This is a genomic window from Streptomyces sp. NPDC059008 (assembly GCF_042749045.1).
Taxonomy (GTDB): Bacteria; Actinomycetota; Actinomycetes; order Streptomycetales; family Streptomycetaceae; genus Streptomyces.
Window position 1 is genome coordinate 12,588 of record NZ_JBHYJC010000021.1, and the last position, 15,238, is coordinate 27,825.

17 protein-coding genes are annotated in these 15,238 nt (G+C 69.8%); 7 read left to right on the plus strand and 10 right to left on the minus strand.

Going from position 1 to position 15,238, the window contains the following annotated elements:
* Positions 1–3 precede the first annotated feature (3 nt).
* Together ACFWZH_RS23665 and ACFWZH_RS23670 are read left to right on the plus strand one after the other, a co-directional pair.
* Complete coding sequence (locus ACFWZH_RS23665; protein WP_384434551.1) at positions 4–888, plus strand: aldo/keto reductase; 885 nt, start codon at positions 4–6, stop codon at positions 886–888.
* 122 nt (positions 889–1,010) lie between these two features.
* Entirely contained in the window at positions 1,011–1,229 is a 219-nt protein-coding gene (locus ACFWZH_RS23670; protein ID WP_201808806.1) for an EF-hand domain-containing protein, read from the plus strand.
* A 68-nt stretch (positions 1,230–1,297) separates the two neighbouring features.
* Here the strand turns inward: ACFWZH_RS23670 and ACFWZH_RS23675 are convergent, their stop codons facing one another.
* The 3 genes from ACFWZH_RS23675 to ACFWZH_RS23685 all read right to left on the minus strand — a co-directional run bounded on the left by ACFWZH_RS23675 (position 1,298) and on the right by ACFWZH_RS23685 (position 3,825).
* On the minus strand, positions 1,298–1,609 hold the full coding sequence (locus ACFWZH_RS23675; RefSeq protein ID WP_384434554.1) for an alpha/beta hydrolase fold domain-containing protein: 312 nt from the start codon (positions 1,607–1,609) through the stop codon (positions 1,298–1,300).
* Positions 1,610–1,645: 36 nt separating this feature from the next.
* On the minus strand, positions 1,646–2,620 hold the full coding sequence (locus tag ACFWZH_RS23680; protein ID WP_384434557.1) for an NADP-dependent oxidoreductase: 975 nt from the start codon (positions 2,618–2,620) through the stop codon (positions 1,646–1,648).
* A gap of 125 nt (positions 2,621–2,745) precedes the next feature.
* On the minus strand, positions 2,746–3,825 hold the full coding sequence (locus tag ACFWZH_RS23685; protein WP_384434941.1) for an alkene reductase: 1,080 nt from the start codon (positions 3,823–3,825) through the stop codon (positions 2,746–2,748).
* Positions 3,826–4,112: 287 nt separating this feature from the next.
* Here ACFWZH_RS23685 and ACFWZH_RS23690 point away from each other — a divergent pair, with 287 nt between their 5' ends.
* Positions 4,113–4,649 carry a MarR family winged helix-turn-helix transcriptional regulator gene (locus ACFWZH_RS23690; RefSeq protein ID WP_384434560.1) on the plus strand — a complete coding sequence of 179 codons (537 nt, stop codon included), beginning with the start codon at positions 4,113–4,115 and terminating at the stop codon, positions 4,647–4,649.
* 160 nt (positions 4,650–4,809) lie between these two features.
* Here ACFWZH_RS23690 and ACFWZH_RS23695 read toward each other — a convergent pair whose 3' ends face one another.
* The 4 genes from ACFWZH_RS23695 to ACFWZH_RS23710 form a co-directional block, all read right to left on the minus strand.
* Positions 4,810–5,412: a DUF2867 domain-containing protein gene (locus ACFWZH_RS23695; RefSeq protein ID WP_384434563.1), complete on the minus strand. Its 603-nt coding sequence runs from the start codon at positions 5,410–5,412 to the stop codon at positions 4,810–4,812.
* A 216-nt stretch (positions 5,413–5,628) separates the two neighbouring features.
* Entirely contained in the window at positions 5,629–6,006 is a 378-nt protein-coding gene (locus ACFWZH_RS23700) for a VOC family protein (protein WP_384434565.1), read from the minus strand.
* Between the two features lie 238 nt (positions 6,007–6,244).
* Positions 6,245–6,967: a dienelactone hydrolase family protein gene (locus tag ACFWZH_RS23705; RefSeq protein ID WP_384434568.1), complete on the minus strand. Its 723-nt coding sequence runs from the start codon at positions 6,965–6,967 to the stop codon at positions 6,245–6,247.
* A 289-nt stretch (positions 6,968–7,256) separates the two neighbouring features.
* On the minus strand, positions 7,257–7,394 hold the full coding sequence (locus tag ACFWZH_RS23710; RefSeq protein ID WP_384434570.1) for a hypothetical protein: 138 nt from the start codon (positions 7,392–7,394) through the stop codon (positions 7,257–7,259).
* 120 nt (positions 7,395–7,514) lie between these two features.
* Here ACFWZH_RS23710 and ACFWZH_RS23715 point away from each other — a divergent pair, with 120 nt between their 5' ends.
* The 3 genes from ACFWZH_RS23715 to ACFWZH_RS23725 all read left to right on the plus strand — a co-directional run bounded on the left by ACFWZH_RS23715 (position 7,515) and on the right by ACFWZH_RS23725 (position 9,521).
* Complete coding sequence (locus ACFWZH_RS23715; protein ID WP_384434573.1) at positions 7,515–8,087, plus strand: RNA polymerase sigma factor; 573 nt, start codon at positions 7,515–7,517, stop codon at positions 8,085–8,087.
* Between the two features lie 163 nt (positions 8,088–8,250).
* Entirely contained in the window at positions 8,251–8,505 is a 255-nt protein-coding gene (locus tag ACFWZH_RS23720) for a hypothetical protein (protein WP_384434577.1), read from the plus strand.
* 440 nt (positions 8,506–8,945) lie between these two features.
* Positions 8,946–9,521, plus strand: a complete 576-nt coding sequence (locus ACFWZH_RS23725; RefSeq protein WP_384434580.1) for a hypothetical protein — start codon at positions 8,946–8,948, stop codon at positions 9,519–9,521.
* 386 nt (positions 9,522–9,907) lie between these two features.
* On the opposite strand, the gene ACFWZH_RS23730 is transcribed toward ACFWZH_RS23725, so the two are convergent.
* Complete coding sequence (locus ACFWZH_RS23730; RefSeq protein WP_384434583.1) at positions 9,908–10,687, minus strand: alpha/beta fold hydrolase; 780 nt, start codon at positions 10,685–10,687, stop codon at positions 9,908–9,910.
* A 272-nt stretch (positions 10,688–10,959) separates the two neighbouring features.
* Complete coding sequence (locus ACFWZH_RS23735; protein WP_384434586.1) at positions 10,960–11,775, minus strand: S1 family peptidase; 816 nt, start codon at positions 11,773–11,775, stop codon at positions 10,960–10,962.
* A 422-nt stretch (positions 11,776–12,197) separates the two neighbouring features.
* Here ACFWZH_RS23735 and ACFWZH_RS23740 point away from each other — a divergent pair, with 422 nt between their 5' ends.
* The gene (locus tag ACFWZH_RS23740; RefSeq protein WP_384434589.1) at positions 12,198–14,057 is read left to right on the plus strand and encodes an erythromycin esterase family protein; all 1,860 of its coding nucleotides are present in this window, start codon (positions 12,198–12,200) and stop codon (positions 14,055–14,057) included.
* 70 nt (positions 14,058–14,127) lie between these two features.
* Here ACFWZH_RS23740 and ACFWZH_RS23745 read toward each other — a convergent pair whose 3' ends face one another.
* Entirely contained in the window at positions 14,128–15,156 is a 1,029-nt protein-coding gene (locus ACFWZH_RS23745; RefSeq protein WP_384434592.1) for an HD domain-containing protein, read from the minus strand.
* Positions 15,157–15,238 lie beyond the last annotated feature (82 nt).

Sequence of the window (15,238 nt, forward strand, 5' to 3'; positions counted from 1 at the left end):
GCCATGCAGTACCGCACCATCGCCGACATCACCGTCAGCGCCATCGGCCTGGGCGCCATGCCGCTGTCCATCGAGGACCGCCCGGACGAGAAGCGGGCCATCGCCACCGTCCACGCCGCCCTCGACGCCGGCGTCACGCTCATCGACACCGCCGACAGCTACCACTGGCACGCCGGCGAGGCAGGCCACAACGAGCTCCTGATCGCCCGCGCCCTGGCCCGCTACGGCGGCGACACCTCCGGCGTCCTGATCGCGACCAAGGGCGGGCGCGGCCGTCCCGGAGACGGCAGCTGGACCGTCACCGCCACCCCGGAACACCTCAGGCACGCCGCCGAGGCCTCCGCCAGGCGACTGGGGGGCGAGGCCATCGGCCTGTACCAGCTGCACAAGCCGGACCCGGCCGTGCCCTGGGCGGAGTCCGTCGGCGCCTTGCACGACCTGCTCGACGCCGGCACGATCCGCGCCGCCGGCATCTCGAACGTGACCACCGACCAGATCTGCCAGGCGCATCAGATCCTCGGCGACCGACTCGTCTCGGTACAAAACCAGTACTCGCCCGCCATCCGGGACAGCGAGCCCGAGCTGCAACTGAGCGCACAGCTGGGCCTGGCGTTCCTGCCCTGGAGCCCCCTGGGCGGCATCTCCCGCAGTTCCCTCGACGGCCCCTCCGGCCCGACCTCTGCCGGCACCGCCTTCCACCGCATCGCGGCCGAGCACGGCGTCAGCCCGCAGCAGATCGCCTTGGCCTGGCTGCTGCACCGCTCCCCCGCGGTGATCCCGGTGCCGGGAGCCAGCCGCCCGACCTCCATCACCGACTCGGCCCAGGCCACGGAACTCCGGCTGAGCCCGGGAGAGCTGACACAGCTCGAGGACGCGCTGCCGGGCTGAAGCAGCCGCGGGCGTCGACGGGTTCGGCCCGCGACGGCCGGGCAGGGTCGGGCGGCCCCGAGTCGCTCCGAACGGGCAGATAGCCTGGGCCCGTCAGCGAAGATCGCAGAAGGGCGGAGCACATGGCAGACATCGTGGAGACGGCAGCGCGGAAGGTCTTCGAGCGCTACGACGTCGACGGGGACGGCCAGGTCACCGCGGACGAATACCGCAAGGTCGTGGCGGAGCTGGAGGGCTCGGAGATCACCGAGGCGCAGGCCCAGGAACTGATCGACTCGCTCGACACCAACGGCGACCGCCAGATGTCGTTCGAGGAGTTCTGGGCGGCCATGAATGGCTGACACCGCCGGGTCCGGCACATGAACCTGCCGGACCCGGTTCGTCACCCCGCCGGTTCCCGCGTGTGTGCTCAGTCAGCCGACACGGCTATCTGGGCCTCGTAGCGCACCTGCTCCACCGTGACACCGGCTTCGCGCAGCCGCTGCGCATACGCCTCGACCTCGTCCCGCAGCGGGTCGTACCCGGCGGTGATCGCCAGTGTCGGAGGGGCGGCGGCCAGGGTGGCGGCGTCCGCGTGGAGCGGCGAGACGCGCGGGCCCTCGCCCTCCGGCCAGTACAGCTTGACGGGAACGCCGTCGGCCAGCGCGTCCTCGGTCCGGGCCACCGCTGCCGGCTCGCCCCCGAGGTCGGCCCACATCCCGTCCATCGCCGCGCGGGCCACGGGAGCGAGAAGTTCGTGGAGCTGGGGAACACCGCGCTACACGACCATGCCGAGCACCGCCCGCGCCTCCGGGTCGAGGGGCGTCCTGGTGGTGATGACGATCTTGCCTCGCAGGTGGCCGTCGTCGAGTCGGCGGTAGGCGTCGGCCGCCTGCTCCAGGGGGAAGACCGCTTCGAGGGGCATGCGGAGGCGGCCGTCTTCGATCATGGGCATGACGTCCTCCATGACCTGCGGCAGGGGGAGCATCCCCCGGGAGAAGCGCACGCCGTGCCGGGCGGCGTCGAGGTCGGCGATGGTGACGACCTTCTCCGGGTTTCCGGTCAGTTCGACGGACAGGGGCAGGACGCCGCGGCCGGAGGCGTCGAGCACGGCGTCGATGCCCTGCGGGGCGGCGGCGCGTATCCGTTCGGCCAGGCCGTCGCCGTAGGTGACGGGGGTGGCGCCGAGTTCGCGGAGGAAGGAGTGGTTGGCTTCGCCGGCGGTGCCGATGACCGTGGTGCCCAGGGCGCGGGCGAGCTGGACGGCCACGAGACCGACACCGCCCGCGGCGGCGTGCACCAGCAGGGTCTGACCGGCGACCACCCCGAGCTGGCGCAGGGTGCGATACGCCGTCTCGGTGGCGATCGGCAGGGCGGCGGCCTGCTCGAAGGTGAGGGCATCGGGCTTGGCGACGATGTCGTCGGCGTCGGCCAGCGCGTGGGTGGCGACGGCGTCCGGCTGGGCGGTGCGTCCCAGCACCGGCCGGCCGGTCTTCCACCGCGTGACACCGGGACCGACGGCGTCGATGACACCGGCCATCTCCAGACCCAGTGGCTGGGGTTCGGCGGGGGCCTCCTGGCCGGGAGCGAACAGGCCCCGGCGCTTCTTGGAGTCCAGGGCGTTGGCGCCTGCGGCGTGGATGCGGACGCGGACCTGGCCGGGGCCGGGCTCGGGCAGCGGCACCTCGGTCACTTCGAGTACCTCGGGGCCGCCGTAGACGGCGTGCTGGAGTCTGCGGGCGAGGGCGCTCATGACGGATCCTTCAGGTAGGTGTGGAAGGTTGCGAGGGGGGCCGGGGCTCGCGGAAGCGCGCCCTGGGCGGTCGGTCCGCCGTTCCCCGGCCGGTCGAGGGGTCCCGGTCAGACGAGGGGCCCCGGTCAGACGGGCAGGGCCGGGTAGTCGGTGTAGCCGCGCTCGTCGCCGCCGTAATAGGCCGCCCGGTCGGGCTCGTTGTAGGGGCCGCCGGACGCGAGGCGGCGCGGCAGGTCGGGGTTGGCCAGGAACAGCGCGCCGAAGGCGATCAGGTCCGCGGCGCCGTTCTCGACCAGGCCGAGGGAGTCGTGGCCGGTCGGCTCGGGGTGCGTGAACGGGTTGAGGACGAACGTGCCGGGCCAGTCCTTGCGCAGGCGCCCGGTCAGACTCTGGTCGGGGCCTTCGAGTACGTGCAGATAGGCCAGGTCCAGCGGGGCGAGACCGGCCACCAGGGCCGTGTAGGTCTCCTCCAGATCCGCCGGGTCGGTCTCGGCGATGTCGTTGAAGGGGGTGCCGGGAGAGATGCGGATACCGGTCCGGTGGGCGCCGATCGCCTCGGCGACGGCCCCGGCGACCTCGACGGCGAAGCGCACCCGGCCCGCGGCGTCGCCTCCCCAGGTGTCGGTGCGCTGATTGGCATTGGGGGCGAGGAACTGGTGGATCAGGTAGCCGTTAGCGCCATGGATCTCCACCCCGTCGAAGCCGGCGGCGATCGCGTTGCGCGCCGCTTCGGCGAAGTCGGCGATCGTCCGCACGATCTCGTCGTGCTCCAGTTCGTTCGGCGTGACGAAGTCCTGGGGACCCTGGCGGGTGTACACCTGCCCCTTCGCCGCGACGGCGGAGGGGCCCACCGGGGTCAGACCGTCGGGCAGCAGGCTGGGGTGGCCGATGCGGCCCGTGTGCATCAGCTGCGCGAAGATCACCCCGCCCTCGCGGTGGACCGCGTCGGTCACCTGCCGCCAGGCGGCGACCTGCTCGGCGGAGTGCAGGCCCGGGGTGTCGGGGTAGCCCTGGCCGATCACCGACGGCTGGACGCCCTCGGTGATGATCAGGCCGGCACTTGCCCGCTGGGCGTAGTAGGTCGCCATCAGCTCCGTCGCGGTGGCCCCCGGCCCATAGGCGCGGCTACGGGTCATCGGCGCCATCGCTATGCGGTTGGCCAGACGCCTGCCGCCCAGCTCGATCGGATCGAACGCGGTCGTCATGATCATTCCCTTGGTGAGGAGCGGGAGGCCGCCGGGCACGACGGCACTCCATCGGTGTGCAGGTGCTCATCGCACCGCGTTACCTGTTCGAACAAGTAAAGCACGCCGCTCATTCCTCCCCCGCCACGTGACCCGCGCCACCCGACGAGCCTCCAGTCGGTGCTACCTGCCGCCTTACGGGCACATCGAATGACTCGAAGGATGAAAGAAGCGCAGCAAAGGGCGGTTATCCTGATTACTGTCCGGCCAGTTTCAGCAGCCGGGGAGGCGAGGAAGGGACGATCTTGATGAGCCGGGCATCCAGCCAGGACACGCAGAAGCAGCAGCAGAAGGCGGCGCCGGCCACCTCCACGGTGCCGGTGCCCGCCTCCGCCCATGCGGGGCCGGTCAGTCACGCGATCTTCCGCGTGGCCCGGCTCCACCGCATGATCGCCGGGCAGCTCCTGCGCCCCCTCGGCCTCCACCTCGGCCAGGAACTGGTGATGATGCATCTGTGGGAACTCGGCCCCCAGCGGCAGACCGACCTCGTACGCCTGATCGACTCCGACGCCGCCACCATGACCCGCAGCATCAAGCGCCTGGAAAACGCCGGCTTCGTCCGCCGCCGCCCCTGCCCCGACGACAGGCGGGCCGTCATCGTCGAACCGACGGCCGCCAGCCAGGCACTGCGTCGGGAAGTCGAACGCATCTGGACCGAACTCGAAGACGCCTCGACGGGCGGCCTCACCGCCGATCAGCAGTCCGCATCGCTGGAGGCCCTGCGGCTCATCGAGGAAAGTCTCGCCCGCGCGGCCGCACGCACTCCCCCGCCCCAGGAGGGATGAGCCCGCAACCGCGCGCCATGGGGCCCATGACGGAACGGAAGGGGGCCGGACAGCCCTTCACCGTGCAGCACAGGGGCCGTCGAGCAGGGCCAGAAGCCGATGTCGATCGTGATCACGGCCGGGCAGTGCGGGATCCGCTGCACCATCCCGGACAACACCGCTAGGCCGCGGGCGACGGGGCGTGGGGCGGGTCGGCTCGCCACTCGGCTGCGATGCCCCGCAACAGCGGCGGGTACACGAGCAGGTGCCGGAACGGCGCGATCGCGGCCATATAGGCCCGCCCGAACAGGCCGTTCGGCTTCACCAACACAGCCATCTGGCCACGGTAGCCGCCGACTCCGTCCGGGACCCAGCTCATGTGCATCACTCCGTGCATGGTCCGGTTGCTCATCTCCGACGCCCACTCGTTGCCCGTCAGATAGATCGAACGGAAGGGCAGACGGTCGAACTCGGGCCCGAACGGGCCGTCGCGCAGATCGGTGGGCAGCCGGTCGCGCAGCGACGGAACCCGGGAGCCGATGTCGGAGTCGGGGCCGTCCCAGCCGAGCAGCTTCCCGAGTTTCCAGCGGATCGCGAAGAGCGTACGGGCGACCCAGGACGGGCTGTCCGACGTGTCACCCCCGATGGTCTGCCGTACCAGGTGCCCGAAGTCGTCAGGGCCTCCCGGCGTCGGCAGCGCCCACACGTCATAGAGACGGAAGTCGCCCGCCATCTCGTGGATCAGCCAGGGCCGGGAGGTGTGCGCGGTGTCGGGGAGTCTCATTCGTGAACCTCTCTGGGCGTGTGACGACACATGTGTCGATCGTCGCCAACGCCCCCGCGCGCGGGCCTCCTTCGAAGGTCGCGACCGTATCCGCAGCACGGGTGAGGCGGCCCTCCCACCGCTCACCCCTGGTTGATGCGCTCGCCGTCACTGACAGCACATCGCTACGATCACGACGGCTCACCGCCCCGACTTGGGGTTTCCCGTCGTGTGCGGTCAGGACTGGGGAGGGTTGCGGCACAGGCAGAACGGATGCCCGGCCGGGTCGAGGTAAACCTGCCACCCGTAGCCGGACTCGCCGACGAAGCTCTTTTGGAGGGTGGCGCCCAGCTTGATCACCCTGAGGTGCTCGGGCTCGAACTCGTCCACTTCGAAGTCGAGGTGGAACTGCTGCGGATGCTCCTGGCCCGGCCAGCTGGGCTGCTGGTAGTTCTCCACCCGCTGAAACGACAGCTCGACGCCGTCGTTGCGCAGGTTGACCCAGTCCTCGGTGCTGATGTCGGTGTTGATCTCCCAGCTCAGCAGCTCGGCGTAGAACTCGGCCAGCTTCCAGGGGTCGGGGCAGTCGAGGATGACATCGGTGAACTTCAGCATCCGATCACCATAAATGCGGCGTCGGCCGCCTGCGATGCATTAATCCGCGCCTCGATGTTGCGCTCGGGCAGGTAACGCCGAGGGTCGGTACGGCCGATGGCCGGTACCGTCGCGATCGGCGCGGTTGCGTATCTGCCGCGCCACCGCCACCGCCATCGAGGAGGGCCGGGACCTGTCCTCGATGGCGGTGACCTGACCGACCCCGCCTACCGGCTGCTGCCGGCTGAACGGGCCGGCCTCACTTCAGGTGTCGGCCGAAGAACCGGTTCCCGTCCTCCACCTCGAACCACGGGGTGCCGGTGTGCCCGCCCATATTGGCGTGCAGCGTCTTCTCCTTGGTACCGAAGGCGTCGAAGAGGTCCAAGGCCCGCTGCCGGGGGTTCCCCTCGTCGTCCCACTGCAGCAGGACCAGCAGCGGAATGGTGACCTGCCGGGCCTGCTCGCGCTGGGCGCTGGGCACGTAACCCCCGGCGAAGAAGCCGGCGGCGGCGATGCGCGGCTCGACCACCGCCAGCCGGATGCCGAGGGCCATCCATCCCGAGTACCCGACCGGGCCACCAATCTCGGGCAGCGCGAGGAGGGCGTCCAGAGTGGTCTGCCATTCCGGGACCGCCTTTTCGACCAGCGGGCCGATGAAGGACTCGAAGATCTCGTCGACCGGCTCGCCGGCCTGCATCGCCCGGCGGAGGTCGGCGCGGGCCTGCTCGTCGGCGGCGGAACGGGGCCGGTCACCGCACCCGGCGGCGTCGATGGTGGCCACCGCGTAGCCGTACGCCGCGGATTGCCGGGCCCGGGCCACCAGCCGGGGTTGCGCCTTGGGCAGGCCGTTGTTGTGGGCCATCAGGATCAGCGGGGCCGGTGCGGCGGATCCGGGCGTCCACAGGGTGCCGGGGATCTCGCCGAGGGTGAATTCGCGCTCGAGGACACCGTCGTCGAGGCGCTGTTCGGAAGTGAAGTGCATGGTCGTGCCTTTCGGGAGTGCGCTTGAACGGCGCTCCCGGACGACACCTACCGCCCGACCGTGACCCCGGAGGGGAGCACCCATGTCGATACTGCGTTCACGGGTACCACCTCCTCTTTCTCTCGCACGGCCTCCGGGAAAGTAGCAGTGGCCGCCACGCTCCGCCAACGGGTTTTGCGGAGGCTCCCTGACACGGGCCTTCTCGCATCTCAGGCCCGGAAGCCGGCCGCTCCCCTGCTCGGCGCGGCGGGCCGTCCTCAGGGCCCTCGCCCCACTCAGTGTCAGGAGTTCACTTCTTCAAGAGCACCAGGAGCAGGGTGACGACCACGACGCCGATGCCGATCGCGGCACCCAACACCGGGTTGTAGTAGGCGATGTGGACGGCGAGTCCACCAAGCACGAGGGCGAAGGCAATGCGAAGGTCCATGCCTCCAGGGCCCGTGGGGAGCGCGGGGATTTTCATGCCCGGCCGATGAAAAAACCGCGGCGGCGGCCGCGTCCTGTAAGGGAGCCCGGGGTTGGTGCCCGGTATGAGGAAAGGGACAACATGGGACAGCGCTCAGGGGACGGGAACTGCTCCGTGGATCCGCCCCCTCGGCTGTCGAAAGACAGGGAAGAGGAGCTGAAGGAGGCGCTGCAGACCATCGAGCCGCGGTTGATCGCCTCCGTCACTCGGATCACCCATGACTATCACTTGGCGCAGGACATCACCCAGGAGGTATGTCTCGCGGTCTTCCAGGAGTTCCGTAAGGGTACGAAGTTCGAGAAGCCGGTCATCGTCTTCGCCACGGTGGTGGCCCGTAACAAGATCAACAGTCACTACCGGCGCAAGCACGCCTCCCTGGAGCGGTCCTACGGCGATCTGCCGGAAGACTCACGCTTGTTGGGCATGGATCCGACCGCTGGACTTGAGTATCTGGAGTTGCTGGAGTCGGTGAAGGCCGCGATCGCCGATGAGCGCCAGGCCGCCGTCTGGGAGCTCAAGCACGTGTGGGGTCTGAAGGGCACCGAGATCGCCGAACTGCTGGAGATCTCCTCGGCAACCGTGAGCAGGGAGCTGGCCGAGGCCGAGGCGAAGGCCAGGCTCCAGCAGGGCGAGGAGGAAGTCGAACCTGTGTAGACCGAGACCGGGCTCCCGGCGGCTGTCCTTCGGCGGCCGCCGCGCCCCGGCCGTGGCACCAGGGCGTCGGACGGATGGAACCCGAGCTGAGGACATAGGCCACAACAGAGCCGTGTCTTCAGCGCGGTGGCTATCACCGTAAACCGACAGATGGAGATCTTGTATGAACGACCGTCACTCCTCTCCCCACGAGAGGATGCTGGCCTACCTCCGAGAGGGGGACCAGCTCACTCCTCCAGCCTTGGGCAGCGAACACGATGGGGAGACGCTGTACCGGGCGCTTTCCGGCATCGTGGACAGCGCCGACACAGAGGATCTCGAAACCCACGGCACCTATGGCCCCCGCTACGACTCGCCGATCGCTTGGTACGAGTCCGGGCAGGGCGTCGAGCGAGACCGACCGGCGGTCCACCAGTGACCGGACGACGCAGCCCGTTACGACTGGAGATCCCGACCGGCGGGCAGCTGAGCCTGACCGCCTCATGGCTCGTCGCCCTCTGCTCACCACGGCGGGTGTTATCGGCCGCCGTCTGCATGCTTTGTGGCCTTGTACGGGGGTGGCCACAAAGCGTCAGGCAGAGCGCAACGGCATAGGCACACGTAGGACCGAACGGCGCAGCAGCCACAACGGGGAGGCTGCTGCGCCGGCCGGTCCCCCACGGTGAGGCGGAGTGATCGAGATGGCACCAACGCGCCGACCAGGACGCGACGAGGCCCGGCGACATACTCGCCGGGCCTTGCGCCATCGGCAGGGCCGGCAGGGTAACTGGCGCCTCTCCCCTGTGGCCTTGAGCCACGGCCGGTTGCCGGCCCTGTGCCGACAGCCGGTTGTCAGTGCCCCTGCGTAGGCTTCCGAACATGGTGCCCAAGAGTTTCTACGACGTGAGGTTCGGCGTGTCCCCTGGCGCGGCCAGGAAGGACGCTCACCACATCTGCGGCAGCCTCGACGAAGCCATGGCCGCTCTGGACTCCGAACTCGCGGAGTCCATCAACGTGTGGCTGCTGTTCAACTACAGCCGCGGTGCGGATCTGTACCTGGACGTGTATCAGCGGGGCGAAAGAACGCGTTCGATAGATCTCCACCCGTTCGTCACCATCCGAGTCGACGGCTACCCGGACATCACCTTCCGTGGATCGGGGAAGCCCACCGGCTACGCCGTTGGTGCGGATGATCCGGAGAAGGTGAGGATGGCGCTTGCCGACGGGATGTTCTTCGGCGACTTCGACGACAGGATCGAGGTCACTGTGGACTGGGACAGCATGCTCGTCCCACCGCTCGTGGGTGAGACAGCTCAGGACGGTGACTACGTCATGCTCGGCGACGGCCCGCTTGAAGACCTTGATGAACTTGACGGCCTCGAAGGGGACGAGTTGGAGGACGAGCTGATCGACCGGGGTTACGTCGAGTACGGGGATCACGATTTCGATGCGTGAGCCGGATGGGCAATGACCTCGTCACACCGTGGATGCTGAGGTGCATGGTCGTCGGGCCGCCTGTCGACGGCCATGGCCATCGCGGGCCGGGCCTGGTGACCTCCCACAGACCGGCCGGCGCGATCCAACTCCCCGTTCCCCGCACCCCTGCCGCCCGACGACGCCCGCCTCACCACATAGGACACGCTCCAAGTCGTCAGCGCCGCACCGCCGATGCCCTTCAGCCTGCGGATCCCGCCTGCGCGGCGACGACGGTATCGGGATGACGGCCACCTGCCGGACGAGGTCGCCAGCGGCAAGGCCACACGGGCCCATTTCAAGGTCACGCGAGAAGGAACCCGTGCGGCTGCCCCCACGTCACCGCCTGCTGGTTGCCCGCAGCTCCGCTATTCCTGGCTCCGGTCTGCGAGTGCGGCCGCGGTGGCACGGGCGAAGGCTTGCGGATTGTCCAGCATGATGTTGTGCCCGCAGTCCGGGATCGGCACCACAGCCACCCCCGCCTCGGCGAGCGCATCGGCGCCCGAGAGCGGGCCGTCGGCCTCGGGCAGCAGGTAGGCGCGGGGAATCTCCAAGTCCAGCAGGAGTTCGCGCATGGTGGGGACGGTGCCGCGGGTGAGGTGGACCGCGCTGCGGTGCAGGGCCTCGCGGCCGGCCAGGCGCATGGTGGACCACCAGTGGGGGCCGACCCGGTCGCGGACCTCTTCCCAGCCGCCTGCCAGGAACTCCTGCTCGGAGTACGCGGCGATGCCGCTGCTGCCGCCGGAGCCAGACCGGCGTGGGAGCGGGTCGAGGTTGGCATCGACCAGGACCAGTCGGGAGACCAGGTGCGGGTGCCGGGCGGCCAGGACGATGGCCGCCGAGCCGCCCATGCTGTGCGCGATCAGCTCCGCACCAGCAACGCCCGCGGCGGTCAGGGCCTTCGCGAGGGCATCGGCGTGCGCTTCCAGGGTGTAGTTGAAGCCGGTCGGCCGGTCGCTGAGGCCGTGACCGAGCAGGTCGATCAGCAGCGAACGGCGACCGGCCAGCAGCGGGTGGGCCGCGACCTCCGCGAAGTAGGCGGGCGAGGTGGCGCCCAGACCATGCACGTAGACGCGGGAAGGCTCCTCCCCCGGCAGCTCCACCCAGCGGATCTGGTCACCCTCGGGCGTCACGACGGCGTTACGCACGGCCTGCTCCCCTGCAATCAAGATCGATGGAGAGACGAGAGTAGCCACCCGTCCTCCGCACACCACCCCCATCCCCCTCGCAGACCCTGCGTGGGCGCCAAGGACGTACATCCTCGGCCAGGACACGGCGGGCTGCCCCAGAGCCGCAGGTGCTTCAGCATGCGGAACACGCAGAGGAAGGTGGTGAGTACGAAGCGGATCCCGTCTTCGTCGTCCGTCCAGGTCGAGGGCTCCAGACACTGACGGCTGTCAGGGATCAGACGGCTGTCGGATCAGCCGTTGCGCCTGATGGTCTTCCGTATCCAGTCGGCGTAGGCCGGCACATTGCTGTAGAGGCCCGGCCCGGCCGAGCACGCGACCCCCGGGGCGCCGGGGCCCGAGGTGGCTCCGATGAGCTCCCACCGCCCGTGCCTGTCCTTCTGGAGTTGCGGCCCGCCGGAATCCCCGAAGCACGCCATGGCCTCGGGCACACGGCTGATCGTGCACAAGCGGGTGGGGTCTGCATAGCCGGGCGCACACTCGGCGTCGGCACCGCTGCGCGTCTCGAGCTCCTGCAACCGCTCCGCGAACTTCAGGTCGGTGTCGACGGTGGTGCCGAACCCGAGGATCCGGGTCGGGGTGCCGGGCTGCCCGGCCCGCTCCGCGATCCGGACGGGCTTCTCGGCGACCGGGCGGTCGAGGCGTACCAGCGCGATGTCGTCCTCGTTGGCGGCCTTGCCCTCGCCGTTCACATAGCCGGGGTGGACGACGGTCCGTTCGATGGCCCGGACGGTTCCCCCGGACTTCCGCTGCTCGCTGCCGATCCGGACGATGCCGTCCAGCTCGAGGCCGTCGCCCCGCACGCAGTGGGCCGCCGTCAGCACCCACTGCGGATCGATCAGCGACGCCCCGCAGGAGCCGTCGTACAGCCCATGCTTCGGGGCCGACTCCGGGATCGTCGCCATGAACGGGTAGCGCTCCGTGGAATCGGTTCCGTTGACGATCGCTGCGGCGCTGCCGGTCATCAGGGTGGCGCACGTCGCGACGGTGAGAGCACCGACGGCAGCGGTACGCGCCGCGCGTCGGCGCACCGACTTCAGGCTGAACACAGGGGGTTCCTTCTCTCGTAGTCCGGATGTGTCCACCCTGCTTGTTCAAGATCCATCGGACCATCCGGGTAGCTGGCCCGAGTGCGGTAGGACTAACCCCCCATGCACATGCCCATCCCCGGTACGGCGCATCTCGCTGGGTATCGCCCAGTGGCTCGCGGGGCTCGCGGGGCTCGCGGACGAGTGGGAGCTCTCGCTACGGTCCGCCGTGGGTTGGGCGACGAGGTGGTCCGCTTCGTCGCCATCGGCGAATGACCATGCCGAGAGGCGCGTACGGCGCCGGAGCGGGGGTTAACCCCCGGCCGGGCACCAGGGGTATACCCCCGGAGCAACTCGGTGGGGCGCCCCAGCGCGATCCGCGCCACGGCACGCGAAGATCACTTCATCGGCTCGCGGATCGCCGCATGCAAGGAGTGATCAGAATGCACGGGTACAGGAAGACGACCGGCCGGCGAGGGCTGTTCGCGTGCACGGCAGTGCTCGCCGCCTCGGCGCTGACCGCCCCGGTGGCCGATGCGGCACCGGGGGCGCGGGCGGCCTCGACCGCACCCGCTGCATCCGCTGCACCCGCCGCCTCCCCCGCGTCCGCTGCATCGGCCGTACCCGCCGACTCCGCCGCAGCGAACCGGGAAGCGGCGGGCGTCGTGCGGTCCCTGGAACGGGCCGCGCACCCGCTGCGTTCTACGGAGCCCGGCGGCCGGACCGCGGACCTGCGGGCACTGAGCGCCATGGTCGGGGACGCCAAGGTGGTGGGACTGGGCGAGGCCACGCACGGTTCGCACGAGTTCTTCGCCATGAAGGAACGCGTCTTCCGGCACCTTGTCGAGGAACGCGGCTTCACCACCTTCGCCCTGGAGATGAGCTGGTCGGCAGGGCTCAGGATCGACGAGTACCTCCAGGGCGATCCGGGCGATCCGGGCGACCCACGAAGGATCGCGGAGGAGACACTGGCCGGATCCCCCTGGGAGCGCGAGGAGTTCGTCAGCCTGATCGGCTGGATGCGCGAGCACAACCGCCGCCACCCCGACCACCGGGTCCACTTCATGGGGGACGACCTCGGGGCGCCGAAGCTCGGCGACCGCATTTTCCAGCGTGTGCTGTCGTCCGTCGGCAAGACCCGGCCGGAGGCACTGCCCCGGCTCACCGAGCTGTACGCCGGGCTGCGCCCCTTCGACGACATCTTCGCCTACCTGCGCAAGCCGGTCGCGGAACGCAAGGAGAACGCCGCACTCGCCCAGGCAGCACTCGACCTGGTCGCCGAGCACCAGGACGCCGGCGGCAACGACTACGCATGGACGGTGCAGCACGCCCGGAACATCGCGCAGACCTTCGCCTTCGCCGCCATCGACCTCGCCGACCCGGCCTCGGTCACCGCCGCCGAGCGCCTGCGCGACCAGGCCATGGCCGACAACGTGCTGTGGTGGCAGCGCCACACCGGCGACAAGATGCTGCTGTCGGCCCACAACGGCCACGTCGGATACCTCTCCACCCACCCGGAGACGTACCCGCGGACCCAGGGCGCCGTGCTGCGCGACCGTCTGGGCCGCGACTACGCCGCGATCGGCTTCAGCTTCGCCGGCGGCTCCTTCCTCACCAAGGACGCCTCCCTCGACGGGGACTGGAAGCCGGTCACCGTCCCCGCGGCGCGACCGGGTCGGGTACCGGGACTTCTACCTCGACCTGCGGACCGCGCCCGCCACGGCCCGCGCCTGGCTCGACCGCGCCCGGCCGGTCTACGACGCCGGGTCGACCTTCACCCCCGACCCCCTGCCCACCCTCGCCCTCGCCCTCGCCCTCGGCCGGGCCTACGACGTCCTCATCCACCTCCACCAGGTCCGCGCGGCCGACAAACTCTGAAGCTCGGCCCGGAATTCGGACGAGGTGTGCTCGCTTCCGCGGTCGCTGTGCACTACGCAGCCGTTGTCCAGCCGCCGCGGAAAACGGCAGCGGGCGCGCGCGAGCCTACTGCCCTTGGAGGCACCCACTCTCTCGCTTCATGCATATGGACGGAATTTAGGCCGATCGCACTTCGGACCGCAGAAGTGCACGGCAAGATGCGGCCTCGATGGCGGGAGTCCGTCAGAAGGGATCGAACGCATATGGTGGAACACCTCCCAGAGCCGCAGGACGAGCCGGCCTCAGAGCCGGGTCGGAGCGAGAGCGCGCCAGGATTCGATGTGTCCCGGGCAGCCCGCCTCACCACGGCGGCGGTTGCCCCGCACCTGCCCCCTGGCAAGCGCAAGGACGGCAAAGCCAGCCGGGCAACCCGCTGGATCACGTGAATCCTGCTGTGCTCCGTCCGTTGCTGTGCTCCGTCCGTCGTCGGTGCTCCGTAGCTGCCGCAAGGGCACCTCAGCAGACGGCACCCCCGCCTCCTGCCGTCCAGGTGACGGCGAAGTGGCGGTCCAATGTGTCGAGGGCCGCCAGGCGGGTGTGTAGCTGTGGGGCGGCGACGGCTAGGGGACGGCCCTCAAGGAGTGGTGCGGAGCGGTAGATCTTGCGTAGGGAGTATGTGCGGGCGGGATGGTGTTCGGGTACCGCGCGGGCGGTGAGCAAGTGCGGTGTCTCCCGCAGTCGGCGCGTCACGTCTGCGGTGGCGGGTGTGTCGAGCAGGAGCGTCCAGAGTTCGTCGTCGGTGAGTGCGGCCAGGGCGTGCGGCTGGTGCCCGTCGTCGATGAGGGCGCTGACGGCGTGGCGTACTACGGAGGCAGGCGCGATGTTCTCCCAGGAGACGTGAGCGTGGGCCTCGGCGCACACGAGGTCGACCAGGGTGGCGGCGGTGGCGGCGTCGGTGTCGACCGTGGTGCCGTTGAGTCGCATGGCACTGAGGAGATTGGCGGGGTCCTGCGTCAGCCAGCCGTTCATGCGGCCGCTTCGGACATAGGAGTCGAGGTGGTCGAGGTTGAGCATGCCGCTGGTCCCGACGAGCAGTGATGGCTGCGTGCCGTCAAGGACTCTTTCGATGTCGTGGAGTTGCAGGCCGTGCTGCTCCAGCAGGCCGGCCGTCTGACGTGCGTACTGGCGGCCCAGATGGTGGTGGTTGAGCCCGGCCAGCCCTTCGAAGGTGTGGCTGAGCGGGAGGTGCCCCACGTCGTGCAACAGGGCCGCTGCCCTGAGGTCGGTGGCTTGTGGTGCCCAGTGAGCCACCAGACACAGCAGGCCGAGGGTGTGTTCCAAACGGCTGTAGGTCTGTGGGGTCACTACGCGGGACGCCCCGGCGTGGGCGACGAAGTGCAGGCGGCGCAGGAGTGGGTGGGTCAGCAATTGCTGTTCCAGCGGGGTGAGATGCACTGTTATGCGCCACAGCGGATCGGTGTAGGTGCCGCGGCAGCCGAGGGTGTTGGCTGCGCGTGTGGCAGTGGGCGAACTCTTCTGAGCCACAGCTCCTCCTCGGAGGTCGGTACGTCCTTCGCGTTGATCATTGACCCACCGCCTTGAACGGCCGCCGCCCCCTGAGACGGCG

Bases quoted from the DNA above. Each gene is read 5' to 3' on its own strand.
- ACFWZH_RS23665 (WP_384434551.1), top strand. From the start codon at position 4: ATGCAGTACCGCACCATCGCCGACATCACCGTCAGCGCCATCGGCCTG.
- ACFWZH_RS23670 (WP_201808806.1), top strand. From the start codon at position 1,011: ATGGCAGACATCGTGGAGACGGCAGCGCGGAAGGTCTTCGAGCGCTAC.
- ACFWZH_RS23680 (WP_384434557.1), bottom strand. From the start codon at position 2,620: ATGAGCGCCCTCGCCCGCAGACTCCAGCACGCCGTCTACGGCGGCCCC.
- ACFWZH_RS23685 (WP_384434941.1), bottom strand. From the start codon at position 3,825: ATGACGACCGCGTTCGATCCGATCGAGCTGGGCGGCAGGCGTCTGGCC.
- ACFWZH_RS23690 (WP_384434560.1), top strand. From the start codon at position 4,113: ATGAGCCGGGCATCCAGCCAGGACACGCAGAAGCAGCAGCAGAAGGCG.
- ACFWZH_RS23695 (WP_384434563.1), bottom strand. From the start codon at position 5,412: ATGAGACTCCCCGACACCGCGCACACCTCCCGGCCCTGGCTGATCCAC.
- ACFWZH_RS23700 (WP_384434565.1), bottom strand. From the start codon at position 6,006: ATGCTGAAGTTCACCGATGTCATCCTCGACTGCCCCGACCCCTGGAAG.
- ACFWZH_RS23705 (WP_384434568.1), bottom strand. From the start codon at position 6,967: ATGCACTTCACTTCCGAACAGCGCCTCGACGACGGTGTCCTCGAGCGC.
- ACFWZH_RS23710 (WP_384434570.1), bottom strand. From the start codon at position 7,394: ATGGACCTTCGCATTGCCTTCGCCCTCGTGCTTGGTGGACTCGCCGTC.
- ACFWZH_RS23715 (WP_384434573.1), top strand. From the start codon at position 7,515: ATGGGACAGCGCTCAGGGGACGGGAACTGCTCCGTGGATCCGCCCCCT.
- ACFWZH_RS23720 (WP_384434577.1), top strand. From the start codon at position 8,251: ATGAACGACCGTCACTCCTCTCCCCACGAGAGGATGCTGGCCTACCTC.
- ACFWZH_RS23725 (WP_384434580.1), top strand. From the start codon at position 8,946: ATGGTGCCCAAGAGTTTCTACGACGTGAGGTTCGGCGTGTCCCCTGGC.
- ACFWZH_RS23740 (WP_384434589.1), top strand. From the start codon at position 12,198: ATGCACGGGTACAGGAAGACGACCGGCCGGCGAGGGCTGTTCGCGTGC.